We start from the raw sequence: 27,000 nt of genomic DNA, 5'->3' as shown, positions 1-27,000 counted from the left end.
AGAATGACAGACAACTTAGAACAACCACAAGCAATTGAACAAGATACAACAGCATCTACAGTATTAAGTATAAGTAATAATAGCTCTAATGAAACAGCTATTCCTGAGAAGTTTAAAGTAACAGCAGAAGATGGATCAGTAGACTATAAAGCCACTGTAGCCAAGATGAATGAATCATACAGCTACCTGGAAAAGAAAGTAGGTACAGGAGAAGTTGCTCCTAAATCTGTAGATGAGTACAAACTAGAACGTGAAGACTTTGACTTTGAAGAATTTAAAGCAGATGAATCAAATAAAGAGTTTTTAACTGAAGCTCACAAGCATGGGATCACAAACAAACAACTCGACTTCCTTTTGAGTGAGTATGATAAACGTGCAGTAGACCTGGTATCCAATAGCTCACAGATAGATACGGATACAACAGTACAGACACTTCAATCTGATTGGGGTCAGGATTATGAGAAGAACATATTTAATGCAGTTAAAGCTGCTAGAGCATGTGGCATTACAGACGAACAGATCAACAATCCTTTAATTGGAAACAACGTAGCCTTTATCAAAATGGCTGCTTACTTTGGATCACAGATGACAGAAGACAAGCCGATCAATAACGGTACACCTGTCAACGTAGACATCCAATCTTTAATGCGTAGTGAAGCGTTCTTTAATCCTAAACATCCTGATCATAAGTCAGTGAAGGCTCAGATTGATTCGTATTACGACAGCCTAAGAAAGTAAACAAATAGCTCCTGAAGTGGCGTTCAGATAAAGCTTTAAGCCATACAGAGTCCTTGTGTAGAGCATGTGACCTGTATCACTTCTTATCAGCCCGATATGGATAACTGAGACAAACAACAAGCTCTACAACCACAATAAAAAATAGAGCTAATAATAGCTCTAACAAAACTAAAAAAACAATAAAAAAATCTTAATTAAAAGGACACTTAAACAATGGCATATTCAAGCATTGATTCAGTATTTGTACGTCAGTACGCAGATACTTATGTAGCACTATTAGAACAAAAAGAATCTAAACTATTATCAACAGTAACTAATATCGGTTCTGTAACTGGCAGCTCTTTCAGCGTAAACGAAATGGGAACTTTAGGTGATGTACTGGCAACTCCTGATCGTTTCGGTAACACATCTTATGTAGATGCATCATTCGCTTCTCGTTTAGCAACAATGAATGACTTCTCTAATTTCAGTCGCCTGGCTATTCAGGATCTACCTAAATTAAAAGCTAATCCACAAGATCAACTATTAACTCGCTTACATTCAAAATGGAATCGCAAAGTAGACTCAGTTGTATATAACGCTCTTCTTGGTAACGCTCCACGTAAAGAAGTTGGTGCAGATACTTATACAAACGTAGCTCTTCCTGCTACTCAAATCTTAGGTACAACTACAGCTCCGATCACTAAAAAATTGCTTATCGACATCCGTACTAAGTTCACTAAAAACTTGGCTGACGATGAAGAAATCTATGTAACGTATAACGCTGACTTACTAAATGCTTTACTAGCAGATACGACTCTCACTTCAGCAGATTACCTTGCAGGACAAATGCTCCAACGTGGTGAGATCAGCAACTTCTTAGGTTTCCAGTGGGTTCATTATGAAGGCATTACAGCAGCAGATGGTTTATCTGCAACAGGTGTGGCTTACACGAAATCAGCAGTAGAAGTAGGTATTAACTCTATCTCTCCATTAAAGATTGTAGAAGTTGAAACAGCTAACCGTTTCCACAGCATCGGGCATATCGAGTCCGTAGGGGCTGTTAGGACAAATGAACTCAAAGTAGTAGCGTTTAAGTTTAAGATTTAATAGCTCTATCTATAGATCTAACAAAAAATCAAAGCTCCTTATCTGTAACAGGGTAGGGGGCTTTCAATACCTAATAATAACAATAACTAAGGAAGCTACATGACGACAAAGACAGACATAGCAAATCAAGCTTTATCTTTAATTGGAGCAGATTCAATTACAAGTTTTGAAGAGAACACAAGTACAGCTAGACGTATGAGAACAGTCTATGATTCAAGTCGAAAAGCACTACTTAGACTTCATCCTTTTCAATGCTCAACCAAGCGCATTAAGTTAAATCCAATCTCAACTCAACCTGAGTTTGGCTATTCATATCAATTCCAATTACCCGATGATCTAATCAGAATCATCAATGCAAATAAAGAAGACTATGTTGTAGAAACAGACAGACTTCTTTCAGATCAATCAGAACTTAACCTGGTCTATGTATTCGATAACAAGAATGAAGAAACATACGACAGCCTATTTATTGAATGCTTAATCCTTTATCTAGCATCAAAGATCACTAAAGCTGTAACAGGCTCACAAGGCACAGCAGACAGCTATTACATGCAATGTCAGGAGCTTATCAAGCAGGCAAAAGCAGTACAGGCACAAGAAGTACCATCACAACAATTCTTTAAAGATTCAGACTATTCACTGATCAGAGGTCGCTAATATGGCTAAGATCAACCTAATTAAAAACAACTTCACTTCAGGCGAACTAAGTCCACATATATGGATGCGTACAGATCTACAGCAATATAGAAACGGCACAAAAGAGATGCTGAACTTTCTTCCAATTGTAGAAGGGGGCTTAAAGCGTAGAGGTGGTACAGCAGTTACAGCAGTAACAGAAGGAGCTGTTAGAATCCTTCCATTCATTATCAGTCATTCAGTAGCCTACCTACTTGTTTTTAAAGCTCTATCAATAGATGTATTGGATAGCAACGGAACATTAATTAAAAGCCTAGTAACTCCATATACAGAAGAAGAGATCCATGAAATTAACTATACACAAAATAGGTATCAATTCTTTATAGCACACAGCGAGCATCCATTAGCCTGGGTAAGAGCTTCAGAAGACTTAACCAATTGGGCTTATGATGAATTTGATTTTTATGTACCGCCACTGGAAGAAGTTGTTACTCCAACATTACCGCTTAAACCAAACGAAAAGAATGCAGGAAAGACAGTAACATTAACTGCTTCAGCTTATGCTGTATATGACAGTACTAAGCGTTATCAGGTGGGTGATATTTGTCATCATACAATTAGCGGTACAAGGTATTACTTTAGAGCTAAAAAGATCACTCAAGGAAATACACCCACATTAGGACAACCCTCTCAAGGTGGAACAATACCAGATGAGTATTGGGGTACAACTTCTGTAACAGAAGCACAAGCTTTTACAGCAGCAGATGTTAATAAATTTGTATTTATCAATGAAGGTATTATACGAATAGATAAGTATGTCAGTCCAAGTACAGTACTCGGTGAGATCCTTTTAAAACTAAATACTGATATTGAAGCTATAGGCAATAGCTGGACTCTTAAACAAGACATCTTTGAAGTCAATCTAGGGTATCCAAGAGCCGTGACAATGTATCAGCAGCGTCTTGTAATAGCAGGAACTAAAACCTATCCAAACTATGTATGGCTATCAAGAGTAGGAGATGTAACAAACTTCCTTCCAACAGTAGCAGATGGAGACAGTTTTACAGTATCAGCAAGTTCAGACCAATTAACCAACGTACTACATCTAGCTCAATCAAGAGGTATATGTGTAATGACAGGGGGATCTGAATTAGTCATCAGTTCACAGAATGCAATGACACCTACTAATACTTCAATCCTAGAACATACAAGTTTTGGGTCAACAGAAAACATCAAGCCATTGAAAGTAGGATCAGAACTTATCTTCGTACAACGTGGAGCAGAACGAGTCCGTACATTGCTTTATGACTATTCCATTGACTCACTAACATCTTCAGAACTGACAGTATTAGCAAGTCACATTGCTAAGAAGAATGGTGGTTTTAAAGAGATGGTGTATTGTGCTGAACCTGATTCTATTATTTGGTTTGTATTAGGCAACGGAAAATTAGCAAGCCTAACACTGAATAGAGAGCAGTCAGTTATCGCATGGTCAACACATGATATAGGTGGAACAGTATTAAGCGTAACGTCATTACCTTCTACGACTGGATCTGACAGACTTTATTTTCTAGTCAATCGAAATGGAACAGTACAGATTGAACAGATGAAGGAAGAGCTGTTATTAGACTCAGTAATCAAAGTAGACGTACAGCATAACAATCCTTGTATCATCGAACATACACAGATTGGCGTATTAGGAAATGATGTAGCTGCTTATTACAAAGACGGCAATTCAACCTACTCACTTCCAATCTTAAACAGACACGGCAATACATTAACCATTGATTGTGATCCATCAGTCCATCAGGTCTATATAGGTTGCAAGTTCACATCGAGAGTAAGTTTATTTGCTCCTGAGCTACAGGGCAGTCCTGCAACATCAAGTCCAAGCATTATCAAGATCAACCATATCAACCTTTATCTATATGAATCTCTCAATCCTACAGTGAATGGGGAGATGGTCGAGCTAAAACAGTTTACAGAGAACTTATTTGAAGCTCCTAAACCATTTACAGGTAACAAGCGCATAGAGATGAACGGATGGAACGACTTTGATAACTTCAAACTCATCATAGAACAATCTGAACCATTACCACTTCATATAACGGCTGTAGTCATGGAACAGAATATTAACGACAGATAAAAATATAAATGGCATATACAGTAGAAAAAGCAAAGATATTAGACATACCTGAACTGTTAGATTTAGCAGTTCACTTTTGGAATGAATCCGAAACATACTCACAACGTCCTATGGACCTAGCAACAGTTAAAACACATCTTCAAACTTTAATACTGTATCCATCTCAAGGATGCGTATTGGTCTGTAAAGATGAAACAGGAAAGATCTTAGGCGGTTTTGTAGGTGGACTAACGAGAGAATGGTTTAGTGCTACAAGCCTTATGGCTTTTGATTACTGTTTATTTGTTAGCTCTAATAATAGAGGTAGTAAAGTAGCTTATATGCTTGTCACAGCTTTTATTGAATGGGCTAAAGAAGCAGGAGCTACAATCATTCAATGTGGTACAGCAACCAAGATCAACACAGAAAGAACAATAAGCTTCTACAAGAAGTTTGGCTTTGAACATACAGGCTCATTTCTTGAGATGAAGCTATAAAACACATAATAAAAATAATAGTGAGGTAATTATGGCAGCAGCAGGAGCAGCAGCAGTCGCATATTGGGCTGCAACGGCATTAGCTGTAGCAGGAACAGCTTATGCAGCATATAACTCTAGGCAGTCGGCTAAAGCACAATCTAAACAAGCAGAACAAAATGCCAAGAATGCAGAGTCTCAAGGTGTAGTTGAAGCCAATAGGATTAGAGAATTAAGTAAGAAGCAGAAATCAGCAGCTCAAGCACAAATGGCTGCTAACGGACTAGATCTGAATGCAGACGATACAGTAGTAGATACCATTGAAGAAGATATTGATCTGAATGCTTCTAAAGATGCATGGACTACTTTCTTTAATGCTAAGAATCAGTCGGCTCAATATAAGACAGATGCTCAGAACTACAATCTACAGGCAAAACAAGCAACAGTGAGTGGTGTACTAAATACAGCATCAACAGCTTTATCAGGCTTTGGCAATGCACCTAAGAATGCAACAGTAGGGAAGACAACTACACAATCAATATCAGGTATTCAATCGAATACTTTAGCTATGGACACATCAAGAATCAAAACTTCAGCAAGTGGATGGGCTTAATAAATGGCAAATATCCCTATTGGAAATTTTGGTAATGTCATGCCACAAGCTCAACCTGGAAGAGTAATTGATTCAGGTGCAGGACAAGTCGCTCAAGCAGTTAGCAATCTTGGTCAAGTTGGTATGCAAGTATCAGCTAAAAAACTGAATGAACAGCAGAAGATCCAAGATGAAAAGGATGAGTATTTCTTTAACACACAAGCTGCTAAATATGGAGCTGAATATACAGACATCGTTACCACAACTAAGCAAAAGTTGGTTACAGGTGAATACGATGAGAACACAGCTAAAGCTTATTTAAGACAGCAATCAGATAATTTAACTGAGACTTACAGACAGACACTTCCTGAAACCAAGCATGACAGATTCAATTTCTATTCTGAGAAGATGTACCTGGAATCAGAAGTCAACGTAAAGCCATTGGCTTATGAAACAGAACGTAGAGCGATTAATGCAGACTTTGAACAAGTGGCTGAAGCTACTCTTAAAATTGAGAATAGAGAACAGGCATACGCTCTATACCTGGACACAGTAAACCGTAACCCTGTTTTAACTCCTGAACAGAAGAAAGAAGCTCCGCAAAAATGGAATGAACGTAGAGACTTATCAGATGCTAAAGGTGTGTTGAGTGGTTTAGAAGGTCAGCAAGACGTTAAAGCACTACAAGAATTGCAGAAGAATGTAGATACAGTTTTTCCTCACATGAAGGTAGAGACTAGAGATGCATATAAGGCAAATATTGAATCTGCAATTGACCGTATCAATAAAGGGCTTGAGATCAAGGCTAAAGAACTTGATAAAGAACATGCACAGCTAACCAAAGACTTTGTAGCAGATGCTTTTACAGGCTATCCACTATCTGAAAGTTTGGTTAATCAAACACTAGAAGCAGTAAAAGGAACAAAGTATGAGTCAGAAGTCAAAGAAGCGATTGCTTTAAATAAAGACGCTCAAAAGTTTAGAGATGCTTCACCAATTGAACAGGAACGAAGCATAGCAAGACTTAAAACTGAGTTAGAAAATACACCTCAAGAAGATGCAACAGCATTAGTGAAGAAGCTAAACGTATTTACAAACATTGCAGCTACATCAAAACAACGTGCCAATGATGATCCTATAGCAGCAGTTCAATCTCAAACAGGACATAAGCTTTATACAGTCACTCCTGAACAGATCGGATCGGGTCAAATTGATTTTAAGAAAGCTCAAATCACTACAGATATATTAGCAGATCAAAAGAAAGCAAATGGTGGCGTAGGCTCACTAATCCAATGGAATAAGTCAGAACGTACAGCATTCAAAGATCGTTATTTTGATGCAACGCCTAAACAACAGAAGGCAATGCTAACCGATCTAACTAAAATGGCAGGAAAGAATAAAGAAGCTCAAAAAGAGTATTTCAGTCTAATTGGTGGTGAAAAGAATGCTTATGACTATATGGGTATCGCTAAACTTAACCAATTAGATATTACCTTGCACAATACCAATATCCGAGCAGCAGAAGTTGCTTTAGAAGGAAAGCAGATCCTCAATGCAGGACAAGCTTCTGTACTTGGCGTAGAGAAAGAGTTTCATAATGCGATTCAATCTGAATTTGGCAATGCTACAGCGATTGGTACAAATGAACATCGAGCTTATCAAAACTTAGCTTATTCGATTTATCTAGGACTCGCTAAACGTGGTGAGAACATCATTAAACGTGATGATAAAGGTAATCCACTGATCAATAAGGAAATGGCTAAACAAGCATTCGATATTGCTACAGGAGGAACGTATAAGCAGAAGTTAGGTAAAAATACTAATTACATCTTTATGCCGTATGGCTTTACTCAAACAAGCTTTGAAGATCATATTAAAAATCATTTCAGAACTGAGTATCGAAAAGAGACAGGCTATCTTCCTCCTGACGAAGACATTTTAAAAACACACGTAGTACAACCTGTACCTAATGCTACTGGATGGTTCATGTTCTTACAGCCTAATGGCAAAGTGATGAAGAATCCTAAAACAGCAAAACCGTACATTATGAGAATTTGGAAATAACAAGGATAAAAAGATGGGCTTATTAAGTGGAGAATTTACAGAACAAGACTTAGCCTTTGATGAAACGAAACTAACAGATCCTAAAAAGTTTAAACGTGGAACACTAGCAGACATTGGATTAGGCACAGTATCAGGTGTCGCTAAAGGTGTTACATCCGTATCTAATGCTGCAAGCCGATTTGTAGAAGGTGATGAAGTTGCAGATAGACGTATGCAACAAGCAAATGAAGCTTTCACTCCACTTAATCAAGGCACAGCAGGACATATCGCTTCAGGTATTACTGAAGTTGTATCAGCAGGGGCAGTAGGCGCACCATTAGGACCTTATGGAATGGCTGCTACAGTAGGCTTAGGTACAAGAGCAATTGAACATACCAAACTTACACAGCAATTAGGTGTAGATCAGGAAACAGCAGATACAGCATCTAATATTTATGGTGCTACCAATGCTGCTTTAGCTTTTTTACCTGTATCCAATGTATTTAAAAAGTCTTTAATGCTTGATTATGCAGCTCTAGTTGCTGCGCCTACAGCAGTAGGACAAGGCTCTTTATATTTAGAAGGTGCTTATTTAGATAGTCAGGGGTACAAGAAACAAGGACAGCAGTACAAAGACATGGCAACAGATCCAACAGCTATCTTTACTAACTTAGCCATTGGTTCGGTATTCTTTGCAGGCAGTCGTTATCTAAATGCTAAAACTAATCCTGATCTTCCTGAAGCTCAAGTTCATCAGGCAGAAGCAGACTTTAACGCTACAGTTGAAAATGCTTTAGCAGATGCAGATACATCGAGTATGCCAAACGTGGCTCAATCAGTAGATGATCTTGCTCAACATGAAACTAACTTGAATCAAGCGATTGATCAAGTGATGAAAGGTGAGAAGGTCAATATCTCTGAAGCTACAGGTGGACAGCTCAAGACTTTAGATGATGTTAAAAAGCATATTCAAAATAATAGCTCTATTAAGACAGCAACTAATAAAAAACAGACATTAGCTGAAGCTACTGAACAGAATAGAAAAATAATATGGGAAAAGCTTAACCCTGGGATGAAGTATCCTGGTACAAGCACACCAAAACAACCACAAGTTAAACCTTTTACTGCTACAGGTACACAAAAACGTATTTATGATGAAGCAACGGCTAAAGGCTTATCAGATGCAGATTCAAGAACAATTGTAGCCCTAGCTCATTTTGAAAGTAGAGGTACATTTAGTCCTACAATCAAAAATAAGAAGTCTTCAGCTACAGGTGTATTTCAGTTTATTGATTCAACCTGGCAAGCAGAAGGTGGTACAGCAGCTAATAGACATGATCTAAATACACAGATCAAACTTGGTATCAAACATACTAAATCCAATATTAAGTATATCGAAGACAAGACAGGTGTAGTTCTAACAGGTTCACAGATCTATATTCCTCACTTACTTGGCAGGGGAGGGGCAGAAATAGTATTCAAAGCAATTAAAGACAATTCTAACCAATCAGCTAGAGCTGTCATTAGTAAGTTTAGTAAGAATCCTGATCATTTAATGAGTATTAACGGTATTCCTAAAGATGCAACCATAGGCAATGCAATACACAACTTCACTAAGAAGATAGATGATATTACAGCTCAACATTATGGCGGTTCAGGATCAACTCACAAATCTGTTTTTGAATCTGAAACAGCATCAACTGTAGAACAAGCTCCTATTAAGCCTGAATCAAGCTATGAAGGAACAGTAGATCGTTTAGACCTAGATAACCTTCCTGACGTAGATGATCTATTTATTAGTCCTCACGACTTTAACGCTTTTGAACAGCGAAATATGGAACATGAAGTAATGGGAGATCTGACAACAGAACAGCTAGATCTGCCAAACATGGTATTAGATGAACATGGAAATCTAGTTCCTGATCTTCCTGATCCAAACTATAAACCGATGTCAGATGCAGAACTCAGTAAATTGATTGATGATGTTTTTGCAGAAAGTGAGACTGTATTAGTACCTCATACATCAAATACGATTAAAGTGAAGGATAGGGTAGATGATCCTGCAAAAGAGTTTAAACCTGACGAAAGCATTGCAGCAGACTGGAAAGAAAAGCAACGCTATGAAGATAAGAAATATCATAAAGAACTGACACGTACTTATAAAGACAAGGATGGAAATACAGTTCAAGAACTTCAGTATCGTGGCTCATACGTGCGTAGAACGGTAGATGATGCACATCAAACTAAATCTATTCACGTAGCACGTTCAAATAAGACAGATTTAGTAGACCATAAAGGCAATAAAGAACTAGAAACAGCCTTAGATCGTATCTTTGATGAAGGTCGAGCTTTTGGATACCTATCTCAAATCCCTAAAGGACAACAAACAATAGACAAGCTTATTGCTAATCCTGATCTAGTCATTTCATCTAAAAAAACAGGTGAAGATCTAACAGCATCTCAGTGGAAAGACAAACTTATCCGTGAGCAAGAAAATATACAAGTAATGGCTAAAACAATGAGTACACTCGCTAAGTGTGCATTAAAACAAGCAGCATAAAAATAATAAGAGAATTGAATGAAGAACGAATGTAAATCAGCCGTAGAAGGTGTATTAGGACGCAAATTAACAGATAAAGAAGCTGACCTATTAGAGCAACAATTTATCAAAGCTAGTCGTGAACTCCCACAAGAAGATATTAAAGCCTGGAAGAGTATGACAGACGAAGAACGTGCTGAAGCAATTGCAGATCGAGCAATCAAGAACTATACCGATCAGCATATTAAAGAAGTAACCAATCTTGTTAATGATTTAGAGATCCGTGAACAATTGGTCCATGAACTGACTTCTCATTCAAAGCTTAATCCATTAGAAAGTTTGAACAGAAAAATCGTTATGCATACTGATCAATCAGGTATTCAGTCAGTTGAACACAATATTCAGGCGGTTGAAGTAAGGTATATGTCGGCTTTAGCAGATGTATTTACTAAAACTCAAAAAGGCTTAGGCTATCTAATAGATGCAGATAAAGTAAAACTTTTAGTTAAAGAGATCTTTGGCAAGCCTTCAGGTGACGCTGAAATAGCAGGACTAGCTAAGTCAGTACAAGACACATTAGAACAGCTCAGACTCCACTATAACCGTTATGGCGGTGATATTAAGAAGCTTGCTAATTATGGTATTCCTCAATCTCATAGTCATTACAAAGTCATTCAGGCAGGGCAGGATGCATGGGTCAAGTACACACTTCCTATGGTAGATCGTTCTAAATACCGTAAAGAAGACGGTTCACGTATGAATGAAGCCGAAGTCACTGAAGTTCTAAAGGCTGTCTATAACACCATTGCATCAGAAGGACATAACAAAGCTTCAGTACAGGCTCATGCTGTTCAATCGGAAACAGATCTACCTGTAGGGATGAATATGCAGGGGCTTCACCAACATCATAGGGAAGTGCATTTTAAAGATGCGGATGCTTGGGTGAAGTATCAAGAAGACTTTGGAGAAGTAAATTTCCATGATCTGTTATCTAACCATGTAAGACGTATGGCAACAGAAATTGGACTCATGCAGACGTTTGGTTCAAATCCTGAAAAACTCGTCAAACAACTAGGACATGATCTGCTTAATCAGATGATGCAAGATCCAAAGTACGTTAAAGAGCATCGTAAGATTCAAAAGCAAGCAGCTCTAATTAACAAGCATTATGATGAACTGGCAGGACAAGCTCTTCCAATTGATAGCAACTTAGCTCAAGTAGGCGGTATGCTCAGATCATGGACCGTTGCTACTAAGATGGGTAGTGCTTTTATTACAGCATTCTCAGATCAGGCAACTATGAAATTAGCTTCAGAAATGCATGGAATGGCTTATTCAAAAGTATTCGGTAAACATCTCAAACAGTTTGCCAATAAAGAAGACAGAGACTTTGCTATCAGTATTGGTTTAGGCGTAAGAGAGATGACCAATGCCCTTGTGCGCTTCGGTGATGACGATTTAGCATCAGCATCAACTAAACTAGCTAAAGCCAATACCAATACAAGAAAGATTGCGAATGCAGTTATCAGATCTTCAGGCTTAAACCATATTACAGCTTCAGCTAAACGTGCCTTTGGTGTATCCCTTATGCATCATGTATCTAATCTGAACTCAGCTAAGAAATGGGCTGAACTTGGTCCTAAAGATAAGAAGATGCTTGAAGGTGGTGGTATCACTGAACATGAATGGAATGCTCTTCAACTTGTGACTAGAACTGAAGCTCCAACAGGTGAAAAGCTTATAACCAATCAAGACATATTTAAAATGTCAGATGAAGATATTCTTAACTATTACAACTTTGATAAAACAGGCTATACAGCTCAAGAACTAGCTGACCATGCTTTCAGATTAAAAGAGCAGTTAGCAAATAAGTATATGAATCATGTTTATACAGAGACTAATGCAGCGGTTCTTGAGGTCGGGGCTAGAGAAACTACTATGATGGGTCTAGGTCGTGAACGTGGAACGATGACAAACGAATTAACTAGATTCTTTATGCAATTTAAACAATTTCCGCTTGCTATAATTACTCGTCAATGGACAAGAGCAATGGCACAAGGTACTCCACAAGAGAAGTTTGTGTACCTAGCTAAACTGTTTGCCTATACAACTTTCATGGGAGCTATCGTTGCTCAGATTCAAAACCTGACACAAGGTAAAGACCTAGAAGATCCAACAACTTTAGACTTCTATATGAAGGCTATTGTGAAAGGCGGTTCAGCTTCCTTCTTGGCAGATGCTATTAGTGCTACGGCAGATCCTACAGAACGTAGTGTTAAGGACTTCGTTATTCCTGCTGCGTTTAAAGATGTAATGTCAGTTGGAACAATGGTATCAGGAGCAGGAACAGCTTACTTATCAGAACGAGATTCAAGCTATGGAGCTGAAGCTGTAAACGTCATTAAGAACAACATTCCATTTCAGAACGTATGGTATTCGAGACTAGTATTTGATCGTCTAGTAATAGCAGAAATGCAGGAACTATTTGATGAGGGATACAGAGAACGTAAACAGCGTAGACAAGAATCTAACTACAATATGAGCTATTGGTGGGATTTGGATTCTGAAGAGGTACGAGTACCTAATATTAATTAGAATAGGCATAATGTTTCAAAATTTCATTAAAATATGTATATGACTATTATTTATACATAAAATATGTGATAGTTATTGCTTTATTTAAGGGGTAAAACAATGAATCGTATTCTATTAGCAGCTATTCTTTCAACTTCAAGCTTTGCTTATGCAGATAGTGGGCTTTACACATCATTGAAAGCAGGTGTTAGCGACACAAAATTTGAAGACTATAAATTGGATCTTGCTGATGGTGATGAGAGTCTAGTCTATAAACATAAAGATGCAGATGAAACTATTTACCCAAATATTTCAGCTGCTATCGGTTTTGATTTTAGTAAGGTAAGCAAAGTAAATGCACGTGCTGAACTAGAATATACATATAAAGATAAAGCTACATTTGCACCAAATATCAGCTCAGGTATTTTTAATGGTGAAGAAGAGCAAGCTCCTGAAGGTATTCCTAGTTTTTTAGTAAATGAACTTAGAACTCAGTCTTTGATGCTAAATGGTTATTACGATTTTAAAAACAAATCTAAATTCACACCATATTTAAGCGCTGGTGTAGGTGTAAGCCGTATTGAAAATAAGGTTTCAATTAACCCTGAAGCTTTTGGTGACTCTGAGAATATTACTACAGATACAAATAATAACTTCACTTGGACAGCAGGTGCAGGCATAGCTTACAAAGTAACTGAAAATGTGGCTCTTGATTTAGCGTATCGCTATGTTGATGCTGGGGAGACAGATGTAAGCCAATCTTTTGAAGGTACTAAGTTAAAAAATACAGCAGATTTAGTATCACATGATTATTCTTTAGGTGTTCGTTACAGCTTCTAATACCCAAGAATAAAGAGGAGGGAATAATCCCTCCTTTTAAACAATACAAATAATACAGCTATTAATAGAACTATTAAAATAAGAAAAACAATGAGCAAAATTGAAGAATATAAAAGTGAGCTAGTCCGTATTCAGGAGATAGCAATACTAGACACTATTGATCTAGTTGAACGTGGTAACAGTGAAGACAAAGAAACTAAAATTGGACGTGGAAATGCAGCATGGATTTACAAGAGTGCTAACCAAACTTTAGCTATAGCAGCACGTATCGAACAACTAATCGAAGCACGTAACAAGACACAAGCAATAACAACAACAGAAGACGAAGAAAAACAAAAAGAAGCTGAAGCTGAGAAGCTCCTTCTATCAGTTCGTAAAGAGCTGACTAAACGTAAAAAGGGTACTAAAAAGGATGGCAAAGAAGGCTAATACAGCTAACTTTGTTGAGTTCTATATGTTGTGGGGTCTAGTCAATGGTTGGCAGATCCCCGACTTCCATATAACAGTTTGTGAGTGGCTTGAAGACTTTGGCAACTTAGGTTTGTTAATGCTTCCTCGTGGTCATGCCAAGTCCACCATATTAGATGTATATAACGCATACAGACTTTATAAGAATGCAGATGAATTAATACTCCATCAAGGAGCGACAGATCCCGATGCTTATAAATGTAGTCGTGGAACTCAACAAGTATTAGAAAAACATCCCTTAACTTGGAATAAACAGAAAGCAAAGGGTGAAACACAGAAATGGTGGATACACGGATCTTCAGACGTTAAGCATGGCAACTTACATGCTAGAGGTATCTTATCTAACGTCACAGGCGCACGTTCTACATTCATTCAAAATGATGACGTAGAGACACCAACAACGACAGCTACTCCTGAATCAAGGGAAAAGCTCAGATATAGATTATCAGAACAGGTCCATATTTTAGTACCTGGATCACAACGCCTATTTATTGGAACTCCACATAGCTTTGACAGCTTATATACACAGATCCAAGAAGCAGGGGCTAACTGCTTAATCCTTCGCATGTTCCAACATGAAGCTCGTTTTACTTCAGGAGAGCTAGAAGTCTCAACGACATTTAAACCTGAATACCTGTTCAGTGGTATTGGTACACAAGCCAAACTATTGAATGAGTATGACGATTATAAAGTTGAGAAAAGGGAACATGACTACTTAATCAAGCTGACAGCTAAACATGGCTTACTCGATTTATATGCAGATGCTTTATGGTCTGACAGATTCACTCCTGAAGTGATGGAAGATCGTAGAAAGCAATGTAATACAGTCAATGAATGGGATAGCCAATATCAGCTCCATGCTAAGCCTGTAGGTGAGATCCGATTAGATCCTGACAGACTCGTACCTTATGACGAAGAAGTAACCTGGCATAGAGCCAATGGACAGACCCAGATGCTTTTAGGCGAGAAGAGGATTGTATCTGCAACTCTTAAACTAGATCCTAGTAGCGGTAAAACTAAATCAGATGTATCAGCAGTTGCTTTGGTCCTTCAGGATGAGAACGGAAAACTCTACTGGCACAGATCAGTAGCTTTAACAGGTGAGATAGCAGTTACAGATGACAAAGGACAAATAATAGGTGGTCAAGCTTATCAATTAGCTGACATCGTAGAAGAGTTTAAGCTTCCTTCAATAATCGTAGAGACTAATGGAATAGGTGGTCATGTACCTTCAATTCTTAGATCAGTATTCAAGAAACGAAATATCTACTGCGGTGTACGTGAACTACATGAAACTCAGAACAAGAACAAACGTATTTTAGGAACGCTAGAAGCTCCTTTATTATCAGGCTACTTATATGCACATCAATCTGTTTTACAAGTGAATGGACAAGATAGTCCTCAAGTCAAAGAGATGCGTTTATTTGATCCATCTGTAACAAATAACAAGGATGATTATGTCGATAGTTTAGCAGGAGCAATTTCTGCGGAAGCCGTCCGTATTGGTACACACAATCACTATCCAACATATAACCATAACAACAATTGGCAAGCTTCTAATCAGTATTCAGAGATGAAACTTGACTTTTAATAATAGCTCTATTAATAGAGTTAAAAACAATAAAAATTAAAACCTAATTAGGAATGAAAATAACAATGACAGTACAACAAATTGTACCGTATGCAAAATACGTAACGAATGGGGCTGACTCAGTTTATACAGTAAATTTCTTTATTGAAGATAAGGAAAATTTATTTATTAAATTGAATGATGTAGTCGTTAGCATGAACGACTATAACTATCTAAAAGATGTAAACGGCATAGAATTCCATACACCTTTATTAGCTAATCAAAAACTAGAAATATTCAGGAAAACAAAGCTAGAAAGAACAACAAATTTTGAAAGCTTTAACAATACTTTTAGACCTGAAGTTCTAAATAAAGACTTAGATAAAATTTGGTTAAACTTACAAGAGCAGAGTCATAAAGTTGATCAATATGATCTTGACTACACTTATTCAGTCAGTACAGCTAATCAAGCATTAAAAGAAGCTAAAGATGCTCAAGCAAGAGCAGACGATGCATATGAATTAGCAGATCTTACTAATACAGAAACAAGACCTATCAATCGTGGTGGTACTGGAGCTGCATCTTCTGAAGACGCTCGTACCAATCTAAATGTACACAGTAAAGAAGAAGTTGTTTCTCTTATCCAATCAGGTGGTACAGGAACAATAGTAAATGTAAGTGGTGGTGGTACAGGTGCGAAAACAGCAAGCCAAGCTAGAACTAATTTAGATGTTTATAGCAAAACAGAATCTAACTTCTTAGCTCTACCTTTAGGTACACCAATTTGGCATAACGGTACACGATTAACGATAGATGATGGTTATGCATCCTATGACGGTCAACTTCTTAATCGAGCAAACTTTCCTTCTCTATGGGCTAAGGTACAAAGCAAATTTGTACTTATTAGTGATGCTGAATGGTTAGCAAATCCAACTAAACGTGCTGCTTACTCTTCAGGAGATGGAGTTACGACATTCAGGATGCCTGACTTAAACGGATTCTTAGCTGACTCTATTAAAGGGTTGTTCCTTCGTGGTGATGGTAATGGATCTATAGCAGGAGAAACAATTTATCAAGCGACTATTTTTAAAGATGCTATTCGAGATATTCAAGGTACGACACCTTGGAAATCCTATCTTGGGGATTCTGGTGGGGCTTATACGAACAGTACATCAGTAACAGGTGCTTTTGTTTCAGGCACTCGTACTACAGGAGGACATACACTGTCTGGCTCTTCTTGGACCTCTGTAAGTTCATCATCTCATGCACCTATGGAGTTTAAAGCATCTAATGTCGTACCTACAGCAGGAGAGAATAGACCTGTATCAGCAGTTGGTATTTGGATCTGTAGAGTTAGTGCAGGAACAGCAGAACAGGTGTTACCTAATACAGCTCCTAGTTTAACAGGTGGCAATACTTGGGCAGGAAGTCAAAGCGTACAAGGTAATCTAACCGTATCAGGAAAAATAACAGGTGATATTAGATCTTCGATAAATGCTACAGGTGAAGCTCCTGTTTATGCATGTAGAGCATGGGTCAATTTTAAAGGAATTGATACAGTAGCTATTAATGCAAGTGGGAACGTATTAAGTATCACAGATAACGGTACAGGTGATTACACAATCAATTTTGATAAACCAATGCCACATACAAACTACTGTCTAGTAGGTACTGCATCACAAGGTAGTACTGCTTCAGGAGCAACTTCAGCAAACATATTGGTTGAATATAAAGGTACAAGTACAAGCCTAGCACTAAAAACAATAAATGCAGTACGCATAGCTACTGTTGATAATAACCAAGATAGCTTCTTTGATTCGTTTTCTGCGAATGTCGCTATATTTTGTTAAGGAGATTTTTATGAAAGCAATATATATAAATAATGAAGGTATAGTATCCGTTGTACATCCAACAGAATCAGCTTTACAACGATACACAATAGAAAAAATAGCAATCATCAGTATTCCATTAAACGTACCATTTTGGATAGTGGAAGATGAATTAATCCCTACTGATAGAGAGTATAGAAATGCTTGGGAGTTAGACCTAGATACAATTGGTAATCCTTCAGGCTATGGAGGTCAAGAATGATTATTATCAATCCTCAGAAAGTAGTACAAATTAAAAGACAGCAAATACCATCTTTAACTAAGCGTCAATTTAACCTGGTCATGTATGACAATGGATTACTGACTCAAGTTAAAGAATTATTATCTCAAAATGAACGTACTCAAATCGAATTTGAAAGTACAGACACAATATCTAGACTACATCCTACAGTTATTCAACTAGCTCAAGCTTTAGCCTTAACAGAAGAAGAAGTAGATCAGATGTGGCAAGACGCACTACAAATAAAATAATTAGAAGAAGAATAATGATTAAAACAGGTGATATTTACTTATCAACTTTTTTATTTGGAATAGGGTTCGTTATCTACCTAGCTAAATCTGTTGCAACTTCAGATCAAGATACATGGAAAGTTATTGGAGCTAAGGCTGTACTTAACGGTATGACTAGCTTAATGGCAGGATCTATCTTGATTTGGGCTTCTGTACCTACTATTGCAGTAGTAGGCGCAGCAGCAGTACTAGGAACACTAGGATCTGAACTCGTTATCAAATATTTAAAGCGTCAACTCAACAAGAACATTAAAGATTTAAAACCAAACAAAGAAGAATAATAATGGGATACAAGCTCGGTACTAAGAGCTTGTCTAATTTAAAAGGTGTTCATCCTGACCTGGTTAAAGTGGTCAAGAGAGCAATTGAATTAACTGAATGTGATTTTACAATTACAGAAGGATTAAGAACGAAAGAAAGACAAGCTCAACTCTTAAAAGAGAAGAAAACAACAACTAGCAATAGTAGACATCTTACAGGTCATGCAGTTGATCTTGCAGCATGGGTAAATAATATAGTCTCTTGGGATTGGAAATATTACTATCAGATTGCAGATGCTATGAAAAAAGCAGCTTCAGAACTTAACGTCTCAATTGATTGGGGTGGAGATTGGAAGAAGTTTAAAGATGGACCACATTTTGAATTAACATGGTCCAAGTATCCTAAATAATAGGATTGCCCTTACTCAACTAGAGTAGGGGCTTTTTTTATTAGTCTTCAATAACTTCAGGAGTAAAGTCTACAACATCGTCTAATGACAGTTGAACATGACCTAGAATAATCTCCTTAATATTTTCAGGAGTCATTGGTTTACCTTTAGCAGTAATAACGTGTTCTTTAGATCCTTCTTCATCTTCAATGGCATATACAAAATCTCGTTTTGTTTTGAACTCGCCACTTTCTAATTGAATAGCGTTTACGATCTTATAGGTATGGTCAAATAGCCAATCACAATGATGGAAGATCGTATGATCAACTACAGCAAACTTCTCACCTTCTTTTAAAAGTTTAAGCTCTTCAACTCCATCTTTATCAAGGATGATTCCATGACCTTTAACGATTTCAGATCCATCTTCATAAGTTAATGTGAAAGATTCGCCTACTTTTGTAACAACGATATTTTTAATTTTGAACTGATTACTTGGAAGATGCTTAGCTAATTTATATTGTTCACCATCGACAAATACTTCATTAAAAGCATCTACACTATCTTCATCACAAAAGATGAATGAATAGTGATCTTCACTGTTAGTTTTGTTATAAGCAACAATATTATATTTATTATCTACTAGATCTTCATACTGCTCTAAAATATCAAGAAGAGTTACAGGCTGTAGATCATATAGTGGGTTGTCATGGCGATCTGTAACTTTTAAAGATGCTAGTTCAGGGTCTTCAGGATTGTAAGCATAAACTTGTTTACGAATAGAATCGTAGGAGATTACTTTTTGAGTAGCTTCAGGAATAATAAAAAAATGATGTGTGTTCATATTCTCCCCCAAGAGAATAGTTTTTATAAATAATGTCAGTATGTGTGAAATATAAACCAATACCATTAGGCTTTTAGCTTATATTTTTAATGAACGGTCAAAGAACAGCCGTAAATATCAAATCACATGCAGAAAGTAGCCGTTTCCGCTTCTTTGCGACTTCACATGACGGAACAGGATCATACACCTAAATCAGATACAAATAGGAATAAGACTAAGCACTATATGAGCAAAGAAGCGGGCGATTTTTTGAAGGGTATAGGCACTGACTTAGTACCTATACAGATTCTATTTTGTATTCAGTTTAAAATTAGGGTGCTGACCTGAAGCCATTAAAAAGACAGTCCATGTTTGTTTATTGGGTTGCCTCTCTCCTGCTTCATACTTTCGCCATAATGCACCATCTGAAAGCCCTGCAAGCTTGGCACACTGAGCAGCAGATAAACCTAAATCTAGTCTAAGATCTTTTATCAAGTTTGCTTCAGGAGCTTCTATTAAAAAGTTTTCAAAGGTCATATTTTCAAATTTACTCATTAAAAAAGCTCCATGTTTCAGGAGCTTGATATTATCACTTAATTGGCTTTTAAGGTACGTTGTCCCTTTAATCTTATAGTCCTGTTTAGATGTATTTCAGCCATAAAAGCAGACTTATAGCCTAGTACACCGTTTGCAGATCTCAGAATAAAGCCTGACTTATGCATAAACCAAACATGAAAAGGGTTTTCATACTTGCCCTTTGTATCCTGTGAAATAATATAGACTTCACCTGATTCAACTTTAACAACTTTTACAACTTGATCAATATCAACCTTTGCCATAACAGGAACAGCAGAAGGAAGGCGAACAGCTAAACGGCTAAGAGCTTCAGACTTAAAAACTTGTGCATTCATATCTATAGCTCCTTTAAGCTCGAACAGATTTAAAGTGTCGAACTAGGTCGCCTTTAACCGTAGTTAAAAAAGAATCTGAACGGCTTAGGCATACTTCGATAAGCTCATAAGATGCCTTATTGATTCTATAAAATCGGTCTAAATGGTTTGGGTAATAACCTGAAATTTTTACAAAATAACAAGTCTTACCATTACGAACAGTTTTTAAAAGTTCTGCATGTTTTTGTTGTTTAGCAACATAAGCCAAAGATGAAATATTTGTTTTCATGTCTATAGCTCCCTTCAGTGGTTGCTATAGATGAAGTTGCCAACAGTCACAAAGTCATTAATCTTTGCATCTCTTCCGTAGGCTTCATAATCTACGTAGCCCTGTAAAGCTTCAGGAATCTCAATACAACTTAACTCATGGATTAAGTAGTGACCAAAATCATAATCAGACATATCTTCACAAAATTGGTTTTCATCGTGCCATTCTTGAGCCTGAGATAAATCAGAAACATAGCCTTCATCTTTTAACTGCTTGAATAGGTCTAGATCTTCTTGGAAGTGTCCTTCCATGATTAGCTCAATAGCAGATTCAAGATCTTTGAAATTGTCTACATCCATGTAGGTATCTTCTTGCAAGCCTTCAACTTGCCAAAACTCGATTTCTGTATCGCCAATGATGTCACGAAGGTCGTCCATATCATCGAAATAGATGTTTAAGCCAAAATCAAAAGTAAAGCTGAAAGCTTCAAGACGGAATAATTTAGAAGAGTCAGATGCTTTATTAGAGAAATCAAATGCGTTCATTGTATAAATCCTAGACTAAGGTTTTCTGCTAGTCCTGACAGTCGGTACAATGTGTACCTCTAAGGCTTTTTATCTCTCACCTTATGCTTATAATTATATAGGTACTATGTACCCAATACAACAATAAATACTTGTTTTTACTATATTTTAATTATATTAATAGAGCTATTATTAGCTGTTTTTATTATATGAAAAGTGTTTTATCTTAACCTGGCTCTACATATACAGAGCGAGTGTCTACGAGTGAACTGTCCTAATTAAAAAATTCGCCCATACTTTCCTTGATTACAAGCTCCCTTATAAACATCATGCGGTAGATCTAAGCAATGCTTTGCTTGCGACAAATGGAACTAGAACACTAAATTGTGTTAATTCGATAACTATTGAAAGTCTAATTCTTTAGTGATAGATTTACTAAATATTTTACTAGATGAACTAGTAAGCATTTTACTAAAAGGTAGTCTTATGGAAATCCCTAATCATTTAAAACATAAACCAATTGTATTGTTAGAAGACTATGCAAAAATGGATGGTATCTATAATGCTAAAACAACAGATGCTCAGGGTCTAACAATCGGTCTTGCTCAATGGAATAAATCTAATGGTAAAGAATTATCAGCTAAGGTGTGGAGATATACAGGTGAAAAATGGTCGAGACAATCTGAGGAGCTACCTTTGCACCGTGTTCTTGATCTTGCCAGTCTGCTTTGTGCTTCAATAAGCTATGCAAAGAACAATACCTTACCTAGTCATGGAGACTTCCAAGCTAGACTGATAAAAAACCCTGAGTTACTCCAACTCCTTAAAGATAGTCTTGAGGACGAAGAAAATAAGCAAGTTTTAGAAATCTCACTGAAACGTCTATCTGACTATTTAAAGTCGCTTGGTTATTAGGAGACTTTTTGCTCTTAATTAATCCTTATTAATATCTAAAAAACATACAACACTATTGGCAAAATATTACAAAACTGCCTATAAATTGAATGAAAAAGCGTGGAACATAAAAAAGCCTAGTTTTCATGTAAGACTAGGCTTTATAAGTATTTGATATATAAATATTAGTTAAGTAGCATTTCGTATAATATCCATTATGTTAAATTGAGTCTTTATGAGAAATTAATAATCTATGTTTGTTTGAGATTGAAGTATATTTAAAAAAATTAAGTTGTTTTTTTAAATGCATAACTTCATCTTTTAGTTTTTTGATTTGTTGATCTCTTTCGTCCCGTATAGGGGAAGTAAGTTCACCAAATTTTTTAACTAACTGGCTATATTCAATCAAGTTATTGTAGTCAAGTTCGAAATCTCCGCTTTTTATATATTTAAGTATAGTCGAGCGAGGTTTTTTATACGCTATAGCAGCATCACTGATCGAAAATTTTTTTAAAAAGTGATGATGGTTATCTAGCATATTATTTCACTTAAGGCATTATTAATTTGGTAGATATATGTTAATAAAATTAACAGGCGGATTCAAGCGACACATATAAGATATAAATCTTTAATCATTATTGGTTGATAATTGAACGTTTACTTTACACATACCCTACTCTGATAATTTTTCTATTATTAAATCAATATGCTTTTAAAAATTTATATTATTAACATAATACACCTTATACGAAATGCGTTATAATTATCTATAGAAACCAATGCTGTAGTTTCTAGTTTATAGCCCATCTTCCCCAAGGTGGGTTTTTTTTATGATTTTTCACGTTCCACGCTTTTTTTTGAGCAATGTTTCACGACTTTGTTCATATCAGTTAAACAATCGTGGTTAATCATAGGGTCTAAAAAAACGGCTCCAAAAGCCCCTTTTTTCGGATTCTGGTTGTTCAGGGGTAGCAATCTGTTTAGGTGAACCGTACTGGGTTTATCGGAGAGAAGTTTTAATACCTAAATTTATGTAACTATAGAGTATAGCCTAACGGAACAATTTAGGACCTAGTAAAATCATATAAAAATCAGTATCTATAGACTTAACTTTCTATTTCGGTACAATATGTATCTATAAATCTAATAGCTAACGGTACAAAATGCCTAATCATGTCGGTTACATTCGAGTCAGTTCAATTGAACAAAATACGGAACGCCAATTGGATGGCATCCACCTTGATAAAACCTTCACAGAGAAGGCAAGTGGTGGTAGCCGTGAACGCCCTCAATTGAACGCTATGCTCGAATACCTTCGTGATGGTGATACGGTGCATGTTCACAGTATTGACCGCCTGGCACGAAATACGAATGATTTGAATGAAATTGTGAACAGTCTGAATGATCGTGGCATAACCATTATTTTTCATAAAGAAAATCTGACCTTCAGCCATGATGTAGCACAATCGGCAATGAATAAACTTATGTTCCAGATGCTTGCTGCATTCGCTGAATTTGAACGCTCTATGATCCGTGAACGTCAAAAGGAAGGTATTGCTAAAGCCAAAGCGAAGGGCTTGTATAAAGGCAGGAAGCGCAAAGTAGACTATTCAGAAATACAAAAAGCCATGCAGGAAGATGGCTCGACTTTTAGAAGTGTGGCTAAAAGGTTTGGTGTGGGTGTTGCTACAGTTCAACGTGCCCTACAGCAAAAGCCTTAATGGTGATCAGTCATTAAGGCTAGTACATTTATCATATTAGGCTGCTAGTTTCTGCTCAATTGCTGCAATTGCCAAACCTTGAGTCGGGATATTCATACAACGGACGCTATCTGTTTTTAAATCAATTTTAGATAACAGCGAACTCAAGCGACCAATGCCAATTTCACCAAAATCTGTATCCGTAATAAATTCAGCTAACGTATGAATTGAAATATTTTCTTGATTCCAAGATTTATATTTTTCAACTGCAACAGATAATGAAGCTTTGAATAATTCAATATTGCCGTTTTCAACTTTATTTGCCATTTCTAATACGGCTTCTTTAATCACATTAAATGACTCAAGATCTAAGAATGTCGCAACTGCTAAAATAAGCGCGTACTTCTTAAAATCAGCTTTATCTTCACAGATATTGTAAAGCTTGATCATTAATGGAATACGTTTTTCAATCTCCTTACGGATTTCAAAAATTAGTTCAAACTGGTCGGAATCAATATCATTCCGCAAACGGTTTAATTCAGGTGTATTCTCAGTCCAATCAATTTTTTTATCGGATGTTTTTGTTAGATCCACTGTAAAGCTACCGATAAACTCCTTAGATGCTGTAGCGAATTGATGCAATGATACAGGGGCAACCACATACTGAGATCCGCGTTTATGTTCATCTGCCTGGGTGCGGAAATGCTCTTTCAATTCAGCATCATAGATTGTGCCTAATGTATTGTAATAAGGCATCGCATTGGCAGTCATACAAGCTTCAGTGCTATTCAGCTTTTTATGCATCGTAGTGCGGTACGCCCAAGATCCGTAAATGTGCATAAAGTCCGTTGTTAAAGCATCAGCCGTTTTCAACATAACAGTGGTGCGTTGATTCGCTGCAAGGCATTGTGCAAAGCTGAACACAGTTGCTACTAAGGCTTGGTTAGCGTCTGTAAAAGTAAAATCACAGAGTTCAGCGAACTTAACTTTTTGCTCATTCAGTTTTTGAAATTTTTCATTGGATTGGACCAGATCTTCAATTTTGAAACTCTCTTTTTTAACTGCATCAAGCGATTCTTGCTCTTGGCGTTCAGCATCTTTTTTAGCCTGATCTTCTGCCATCTGTTTTTTCCATGCTTGGAACTGTGCAAATTCTTCTGCGTCAAATTGAGTTGTTGTGTTCGTCATTTTATTCACCTTATTGGGTTGTTGAGTTGTGCCTGGTGTTAGCAGGACTTCCATATCGTTGCGCTCCGATGTGATTCATAATATCCATTATTTATTATTTCATGCAACTAAAAGTTGCATAATGTTTTTAAGCGAATTATACTAACAATCATAGATTGTTAAAAAGATATAAGAGATTGATCAAATGAGTAAAATTTGCACACTAGATATTGTGAATGGCTATGTTATTAACCAAATAAGGTTAGAAGCAGGCTATAAAAAGCAGGGTGAACTTGGTAAAAAGTTTGGAATGAGCCATGCAGCGATAGGTAAAATGGAAAGGGGAGAATCTTCTATAAGTTTGGAGTTTTTAACTATCTTGGCTGAAATGATTGGAACTAAGGCAAGTAAAATTGTTGCTGTTATTGAAGAGATAACTGATTACCTGACCAAGCATGAAGTAGCCTTTTTGAGTCAAACTACATATAACATAATGCATGGATTGATTAAGGATACTGAAGGTGAAGAAGATTATGAGGAAAATATAAATAGTCTTATTCTTCCTACCAATTTTGAAGACCACATATCATTAGATCTGAAAAAATCTGTGAGAAATCTTGTATCTAAAAAACCCGATCTTGATGTTAAACAAGTTCAAGAGAAGGTTGAGGTAGCAGCAACAAGTTTCATTAATCCTACAGATATAGCAAGTACATCAGGCATAGCAATGGGTGTAGCTCTAGCATCAGTTGCAAATCCATTGTTAGGTATTGGTATCGGTGCTTCCTTACTTGCTACAAAATTTATTAAAAATAAAAAAGCTCCATAAGGAGCTTTTCTTTTACACGCTATAGGTCTTCGCCTTTGCAGGCTTATTCTTTTCACGTTCAGCTTTACGCTGCTCACTGAGTTTCAAATGCTCTTCATCACTTAATTCAACCTTTGCTAAATTGAGTGGCTTACTCATCGTAGCATTAAATTTTTCTGCACCTAGAACACGCTTTGCTTCTTTCAAAACCACATCACGGATGAAGTCATTCAATGACTCCCCGACAAAACCTGCTGCTTCTTTTAAAACTTTCTCTTCCTCATAATACAAAGGCACAGATGCCAAGCGTCCATGTTCTTTACGGTAGCGTTTTTTTACTTCGCCTGTATGCGGTGTAAGAATGATTTTGTATTTTAAGTTACGTGTGTATTCAACTTCCTGCTCTGCAACATCATCTAATGTGGCTTCAGGATTAGTCTGGATCTCGTCTAGGTCATCACCAAAACCTATTTTCGCTTTTAACTTGCTCATTATAGGATCTCCACCAAGAACTCATTGAACTCATCTTTAGCCTTCGAGCTACCCATTTCCAACACAGATAAGCCTTGTACTGAAGCATCACGGAACTGTTTACGGTCACGGATCACAGTGTTCAATATCTTGAATTTAGGGAGCGTATGAAGCAGTTCAATTGAATCTGCCACTTCAGTTGATTTTGAGTTTGAAGGGGCTTTGTTGACCACAATAAACGGCTCAAGCTTTTCATTGACCTTTTGGAAGGTGTTAAACATCTTCAAGACAAATGGCAATACTTCAACATCTGCTTGGCTTGGTTGAGTCGGTACAATCAATTTATCTGCGACTTGCAAGGCACTACGGAACTCTTCTGAATCACGCCCAGCGACATCTAGGACCACGTATTTATATTTCTTTTGAAGGTCTAGCAGAACTTTCTTTAAGTCGCCTTTATGATGCTCGGTATCAATCTTGTTTTCAGCTCTACGCTTTGACCATTTAACAGCAGATTGCTGATCATCAGCATCGACTAAAACTGTCTCCCCTTTCTTGCTTAAAGCTACAGCTAGGTTTGTAGCTAATGTTGTTTTACCAACTCCACCCTTTTGATTCGCTATACAGACAATCATTTTTCTTATGCTCTAAATACCTTTAACAATAGAGCTATTTTAATTTTAAAAACAAGTAGAATCCAGTTAAATATTTTCTTAATTT

29 protein-coding genes and 1 pseudogene are annotated in these 27,000 nt (G+C 36.9%); 20 read left to right on the top strand and 10 right to left on the bottom strand.

What is annotated here, in order from left to right; genetic code table 11:
* Nucleotides 1-3 precede the first annotated feature (3 nt).
* The 17 genes from MJX77_RS19185 to MJX77_RS19105 all read left to right on the top strand — a co-directional run bounded on the left by MJX77_RS19185 (nucleotide 4) and on the right by MJX77_RS19105 (nucleotide 18,759).
* Entirely contained in the window at nucleotides 4-738 is a 735-nt protein-coding gene (locus tag MJX77_RS19185) for a hypothetical protein (RefSeq protein WP_183176110.1), read from the top strand.
* 213 nt (nucleotides 739-951) lie between these two features.
* The gene (locus tag MJX77_RS19180) at nucleotides 952-1,827 is read left to right on the top strand and encodes a phage capsid protein (RefSeq protein WP_183176109.1); all 876 of its coding nucleotides are present in this window, start codon (nucleotides 952-954) and stop codon (nucleotides 1,825-1,827) included.
* Between the two features lie 99 nt (nucleotides 1,828-1,926).
* On the top strand, nucleotides 1,927-2,484 hold the full coding sequence (locus MJX77_RS19175) for a phage connector family protein (RefSeq protein ID WP_252061364.1): 558 nt from the start codon (nucleotides 1,927-1,929) through the stop codon (nucleotides 2,482-2,484).
* Nucleotide 2,485: 1 nt separating this feature from the next.
* Nucleotides 2,486-4,609 (top strand): phage tail protein, encoded by a 2,124-nt coding sequence (locus MJX77_RS19170; protein ID WP_252061363.1) that lies wholly within the window; start codon nucleotides 2,486-2,488, stop codon nucleotides 4,607-4,609.
* Between the two features lie 8 nt (nucleotides 4,610-4,617).
* Nucleotides 4,618-5,085 (top strand): GNAT family N-acetyltransferase, encoded by a 468-nt coding sequence (locus MJX77_RS19165; protein ID WP_252061362.1) that lies wholly within the window; start codon nucleotides 4,618-4,620, stop codon nucleotides 5,083-5,085.
* Nucleotides 5,086-5,116: 31 nt separating this feature from the next.
* The gene (locus tag MJX77_RS19160; protein WP_118978570.1) at nucleotides 5,117-5,677 is read left to right on the top strand and encodes a hypothetical protein; all 561 of its coding nucleotides are present in this window, start codon (nucleotides 5,117-5,119) and stop codon (nucleotides 5,675-5,677) included.
* Nucleotides 5,678-5,680: 3 nt separating this feature from the next.
* Entirely contained in the window at nucleotides 5,681-7,720 is a 2,040-nt protein-coding gene (locus tag MJX77_RS19155; protein ID WP_252061361.1) for a hypothetical protein, read from the top strand.
* A gap of 13 nt (nucleotides 7,721-7,733) precedes the next feature.
* Nucleotides 7,734-10,259: a hypothetical protein gene (locus MJX77_RS19150; protein WP_252061385.1), complete on the top strand. Its 2,526-nt coding sequence runs from the start codon at nucleotides 7,734-7,736 to the stop codon at nucleotides 10,257-10,259.
* Nucleotides 10,260-10,277: 18 nt separating this feature from the next.
* Nucleotides 10,278-12,833, top strand: coding sequence for a hypothetical protein (locus MJX77_RS19145; RefSeq protein WP_252061384.1), 2,556 nt, complete (start codon nucleotides 10,278-10,280; stop codon nucleotides 12,831-12,833).
* Between the two features lie 99 nt (nucleotides 12,834-12,932).
* Nucleotides 12,933-13,652 carry an outer membrane protein gene (locus tag MJX77_RS19140; protein ID WP_252061383.1) on the top strand — a complete coding sequence of 240 codons (720 nt, stop codon included), beginning with the start codon at nucleotides 12,933-12,935 and terminating at the stop codon, nucleotides 13,650-13,652.
* Nucleotides 13,653-13,742: 90 nt separating this feature from the next.
* Entirely contained in the window at nucleotides 13,743-14,081 is a 339-nt protein-coding gene (locus MJX77_RS19135; RefSeq protein ID WP_252061382.1) for a hypothetical protein, read from the top strand.
* Nucleotides 14,065-15,711: a phage terminase large subunit gene (gene terL, locus MJX77_RS19130; RefSeq protein ID WP_252061381.1), complete on the top strand. Its 1,647-nt coding sequence runs from the start codon at nucleotides 14,065-14,067 to the stop codon at nucleotides 15,709-15,711. Before MJX77_RS19135 ends, terL begins: the two co-directional genes overlap by 17 nt.
* 65 nt (nucleotides 15,712-15,776) lie before the next feature.
* Nucleotides 15,777-17,540, top strand: coding sequence for a hypothetical protein (locus MJX77_RS19125; protein WP_252061380.1), 1,764 nt, complete (start codon nucleotides 15,777-15,779; stop codon nucleotides 17,538-17,540).
* A 10-nt stretch (nucleotides 17,541-17,550) separates the two neighbouring features.
* Nucleotides 17,551-17,781, top strand: coding sequence for a hypothetical protein (locus MJX77_RS19120; RefSeq protein ID WP_183176098.1), 231 nt, complete (start codon nucleotides 17,551-17,553; stop codon nucleotides 17,779-17,781).
* Nucleotides 17,778-18,050, top strand: a complete 273-nt coding sequence (locus tag MJX77_RS19115) for a hypothetical protein (protein WP_183176097.1) — start codon at nucleotides 17,778-17,780, stop codon at nucleotides 18,048-18,050. The genes MJX77_RS19120 and MJX77_RS19115 overlap by 4 nt, the downstream gene beginning before the upstream one ends.
* A gap of 14 nt (nucleotides 18,051-18,064) precedes the next feature.
* Nucleotides 18,065-18,370, top strand: coding sequence for a hypothetical protein (locus tag MJX77_RS19110; protein ID WP_118978579.1), 306 nt, complete (start codon nucleotides 18,065-18,067; stop codon nucleotides 18,368-18,370).
* Nucleotides 18,371-18,372: 2 nt separating this feature from the next.
* A complete protein-coding gene (locus tag MJX77_RS19105) occupies nucleotides 18,373-18,759 on the top strand; it encodes a M15 family metallopeptidase (RefSeq protein WP_252061379.1) in 387 nt (128 codons plus the stop codon).
* Between the two features lie 40 nt (nucleotides 18,760-18,799).
* Here MJX77_RS19105 and MJX77_RS19100 read toward each other — a convergent pair whose 3' ends face one another.
* The 5 genes from MJX77_RS19100 to MJX77_RS19080 all read right to left on the bottom strand — a co-directional run bounded on the left by MJX77_RS19100 (nucleotide 18,800) and on the right by MJX77_RS19080 (nucleotide 21,261).
* Complete coding sequence (locus MJX77_RS19100; protein ID WP_252061378.1) at nucleotides 18,800-19,579, bottom strand: hypothetical protein; 780 nt, start codon at nucleotides 19,577-19,579, stop codon at nucleotides 18,800-18,802.
* A 288-nt stretch (nucleotides 19,580-19,867) separates the two neighbouring features.
* Nucleotides 19,868-20,113 (bottom strand): helix-turn-helix domain-containing protein, encoded by a 246-nt coding sequence (locus MJX77_RS19095; protein ID WP_114212213.1) that lies wholly within the window; start codon nucleotides 20,111-20,113, stop codon nucleotides 19,868-19,870.
* A 38-nt stretch (nucleotides 20,114-20,151) separates the two neighbouring features.
* A complete protein-coding gene (locus MJX77_RS19090) occupies nucleotides 20,152-20,469 on the bottom strand; it encodes a hypothetical protein (RefSeq protein ID WP_114212214.1) in 318 nt (105 codons plus the stop codon).
* Nucleotides 20,470-20,482: 13 nt separating this feature from the next.
* Nucleotides 20,483-20,737, bottom strand: a complete 255-nt coding sequence (locus MJX77_RS19085) for a hypothetical protein (protein ID WP_252061377.1) — start codon at nucleotides 20,735-20,737, stop codon at nucleotides 20,483-20,485.
* Nucleotides 20,738-20,751: 14 nt separating this feature from the next.
* Nucleotides 20,752-21,261 (bottom strand): antirestriction protein ArdA, encoded by a 510-nt coding sequence (locus tag MJX77_RS19080; RefSeq protein ID WP_252061376.1) that lies wholly within the window; start codon nucleotides 21,259-21,261, stop codon nucleotides 20,752-20,754.
* Nucleotides 21,262-21,726: 465 nt separating this feature from the next.
* On the opposite strand from MJX77_RS19080, the gene MJX77_RS19075 reads away from it, so the two are divergent.
* Nucleotides 21,727-22,155, top strand: a complete 429-nt coding sequence (locus MJX77_RS19075; RefSeq protein ID WP_252061375.1) for a DUF6530 family protein — start codon at nucleotides 21,727-21,729, stop codon at nucleotides 22,153-22,155.
* Between the two features lie 199 nt (nucleotides 22,156-22,354).
* Here MJX77_RS19075 and MJX77_RS19070 read toward each other — a convergent pair whose 3' ends face one another.
* Both MJX77_RS19070 and MJX77_RS19375 read right to left on the bottom strand, forming a co-directional pair.
* Entirely contained in the window at nucleotides 22,355-22,672 is a 318-nt protein-coding gene (locus tag MJX77_RS19070; RefSeq protein WP_252061374.1) for a hypothetical protein, read from the bottom strand.
* Between the two features lie 366 nt (nucleotides 22,673-23,038).
* A pseudogene (locus MJX77_RS19375) lies at nucleotides 23,039-23,116 on the bottom strand (plasmid replication DNA-binding protein); the annotation flags it as partial.
* 181 nt (nucleotides 23,117-23,297) lie between these two features.
* Here MJX77_RS19375 and MJX77_RS19065 point away from each other — a divergent pair.
* Nucleotides 23,298-23,855 (top strand): recombinase family protein, encoded by a 558-nt coding sequence (locus MJX77_RS19065; protein ID WP_252061373.1) that lies wholly within the window; start codon nucleotides 23,298-23,300, stop codon nucleotides 23,853-23,855.
* A 36-nt stretch (nucleotides 23,856-23,891) separates the two neighbouring features.
* Here the strand turns inward: MJX77_RS19065 and MJX77_RS19060 are convergent, their stop codons facing one another.
* Complete coding sequence (locus MJX77_RS19060; protein ID WP_252061372.1) at nucleotides 23,892-25,076, bottom strand: hypothetical protein; 1,185 nt, start codon at nucleotides 25,074-25,076, stop codon at nucleotides 23,892-23,894.
* 130 nt (nucleotides 25,077-25,206) lie between these two features.
* On the opposite strand from MJX77_RS19060, the gene MJX77_RS19055 reads away from it, so the two are divergent.
* Nucleotides 25,207-25,830 (top strand): helix-turn-helix domain-containing protein, encoded by a 624-nt coding sequence (locus MJX77_RS19055; RefSeq protein WP_252061371.1) that lies wholly within the window; start codon nucleotides 25,207-25,209, stop codon nucleotides 25,828-25,830.
* A gap of 12 nt (nucleotides 25,831-25,842) precedes the next feature.
* On the opposite strand, the gene MJX77_RS19050 is transcribed toward MJX77_RS19055, so the two are convergent.
* On the bottom strand, nucleotides 25,843-26,301 hold the full coding sequence (locus MJX77_RS19050) for a hypothetical protein (protein WP_252061370.1): 459 nt from the start codon (nucleotides 26,299-26,301) through the stop codon (nucleotides 25,843-25,845).
* Nucleotides 26,301-26,915 carry an AAA family ATPase gene (locus MJX77_RS19045; RefSeq protein WP_252061369.1) on the bottom strand — a complete coding sequence of 205 codons (615 nt, stop codon included), beginning with the start codon at nucleotides 26,913-26,915 and terminating at the stop codon, nucleotides 26,301-26,303. Before MJX77_RS19045 ends, MJX77_RS19050 begins: the two co-directional genes overlap by 1 nt.
* Nucleotides 26,916-27,000 lie beyond the last annotated feature (85 nt).

Source organism: Acinetobacter sp. AHP123, assembly GCF_023757925.1.
GTDB classification, from domain to species: Bacteria; Pseudomonadota; Gammaproteobacteria; order Pseudomonadales; family Moraxellaceae; genus Acinetobacter; species Acinetobacter oleivorans.
The sequence above is the reverse complement of the archived record's forward strand: the minus strand, read 5'-3'. Positions and strand labels throughout refer to the sequence as shown.

Excerpts from the sequence above, each read along its gene's own strand:
- MJX77_RS19170 (WP_252061363.1), top strand. The coding sequence starts at position 2,486 with ATGGCTAAGATCAACCTAATTAAAAACAACTTCACTTCAGGCGAACTA.
- terL (WP_252061381.1), top strand. The coding sequence starts at position 14,065 with ATGGCAAAGAAGGCTAATACAGCTAACTTTGTTGAGTTCTATATGTTG.
- MJX77_RS19085 (WP_252061377.1), bottom strand. The coding sequence starts at position 20,737 with ATGAAAACAAATATTTCATCTTTGGCTTATGTTGCTAAACAACAAAAA.
- MJX77_RS19180 (WP_183176109.1), top strand. The coding sequence starts at position 952 with ATGGCATATTCAAGCATTGATTCAGTATTTGTACGTCAGTACGCAGAT.
- MJX77_RS19185 (WP_183176110.1), top strand. The coding sequence starts at position 4 with ATGACAGACAACTTAGAACAACCACAAGCAATTGAACAAGATACAACA.
- MJX77_RS19105 (WP_252061379.1), top strand. The coding sequence starts at position 18,373 with ATGGGATACAAGCTCGGTACTAAGAGCTTGTCTAATTTAAAAGGTGTT.
- MJX77_RS19135 (WP_252061382.1), top strand. The coding sequence starts at position 13,743 with ATGAGCAAAATTGAAGAATATAAAAGTGAGCTAGTCCGTATTCAGGAG.
- MJX77_RS19045 (WP_252061369.1), bottom strand. The coding sequence starts at position 26,915 with ATGATTGTCTGTATAGCGAATCAAAAGGGTGGAGTTGGTAAAACAACA.
- MJX77_RS19090 (WP_114212214.1), bottom strand. The coding sequence starts at position 20,469 with ATGAATGCACAAGTTTTTAAGTCTGAAGCTCTTAGCCGTTTAGCTGTT.
- MJX77_RS19075 (WP_252061375.1), top strand. The coding sequence starts at position 21,727 with ATGGAAATCCCTAATCATTTAAAACATAAACCAATTGTATTGTTAGAA.
- MJX77_RS19140 (WP_252061383.1), top strand. The coding sequence starts at position 12,933 with ATGAATCGTATTCTATTAGCAGCTATTCTTTCAACTTCAAGCTTTGCT.
- MJX77_RS19100 (WP_252061378.1), bottom strand. The coding sequence starts at position 19,579 with ATGAACACACATCATTTTTTTATTATTCCTGAAGCTACTCAAAAAGTA.
- MJX77_RS19155 (WP_252061361.1), top strand. The coding sequence starts at position 5,681 with ATGGCAAATATCCCTATTGGAAATTTTGGTAATGTCATGCCACAAGCT.
- MJX77_RS19070 (WP_252061374.1), bottom strand. The coding sequence starts at position 22,672 with ATGCTAGATAACCATCATCACTTTTTAAAAAAATTTTCGATCAGTGAT.
- MJX77_RS19175 (WP_252061364.1), top strand. The coding sequence starts at position 1,927 with ATGACGACAAAGACAGACATAGCAAATCAAGCTTTATCTTTAATTGGA.
- MJX77_RS19115 (WP_183176097.1), top strand. The coding sequence starts at position 17,778 with ATGATTATTATCAATCCTCAGAAAGTAGTACAAATTAAAAGACAGCAA.
- MJX77_RS19050 (WP_252061370.1), bottom strand. The coding sequence starts at position 26,301 with ATGAGCAAGTTAAAAGCGAAAATAGGTTTTGGTGATGACCTAGACGAG.
- MJX77_RS19145 (WP_252061384.1), top strand. The coding sequence starts at position 10,278 with ATGAAGAACGAATGTAAATCAGCCGTAGAAGGTGTATTAGGACGCAAA.
- MJX77_RS19095 (WP_114212213.1), bottom strand. The coding sequence starts at position 20,113 with ATGAGTAAATTTGAAAATATGACCTTTGAAAACTTTTTAATAGAAGCT.
- MJX77_RS19160 (WP_118978570.1), top strand. The coding sequence starts at position 5,117 with ATGGCAGCAGCAGGAGCAGCAGCAGTCGCATATTGGGCTGCAACGGCA.
- MJX77_RS19125 (WP_252061380.1), top strand. The coding sequence starts at position 15,777 with ATGACAGTACAACAAATTGTACCGTATGCAAAATACGTAACGAATGGG.
- MJX77_RS19120 (WP_183176098.1), top strand. The coding sequence starts at position 17,551 with ATGAAAGCAATATATATAAATAATGAAGGTATAGTATCCGTTGTACAT.
- MJX77_RS19060 (WP_252061372.1), bottom strand. The coding sequence starts at position 25,076 with ATGGAAGTCCTGCTAACACCAGGCACAACTCAACAACCCAATAAGGTG.
- MJX77_RS19065 (WP_252061373.1), top strand. The coding sequence starts at position 23,298 with ATGCCTAATCATGTCGGTTACATTCGAGTCAGTTCAATTGAACAAAAT.
- MJX77_RS19055 (WP_252061371.1), top strand. The coding sequence starts at position 25,207 with ATGAGTAAAATTTGCACACTAGATATTGTGAATGGCTATGTTATTAAC.
- MJX77_RS19165 (WP_252061362.1), top strand. The coding sequence starts at position 4,618 with ATGGCATATACAGTAGAAAAAGCAAAGATATTAGACATACCTGAACTG.
- MJX77_RS19110 (WP_118978579.1), top strand. The coding sequence starts at position 18,065 with ATGATTAAAACAGGTGATATTTACTTATCAACTTTTTTATTTGGAATA.
- MJX77_RS19150 (WP_252061385.1), top strand. The coding sequence starts at position 7,734 with ATGGGCTTATTAAGTGGAGAATTTACAGAACAAGACTTAGCCTTTGAT.
- MJX77_RS19080 (WP_252061376.1), bottom strand. The coding sequence starts at position 21,261 with ATGAACGCATTTGATTTCTCTAATAAAGCATCTGACTCTTCTAAATTA.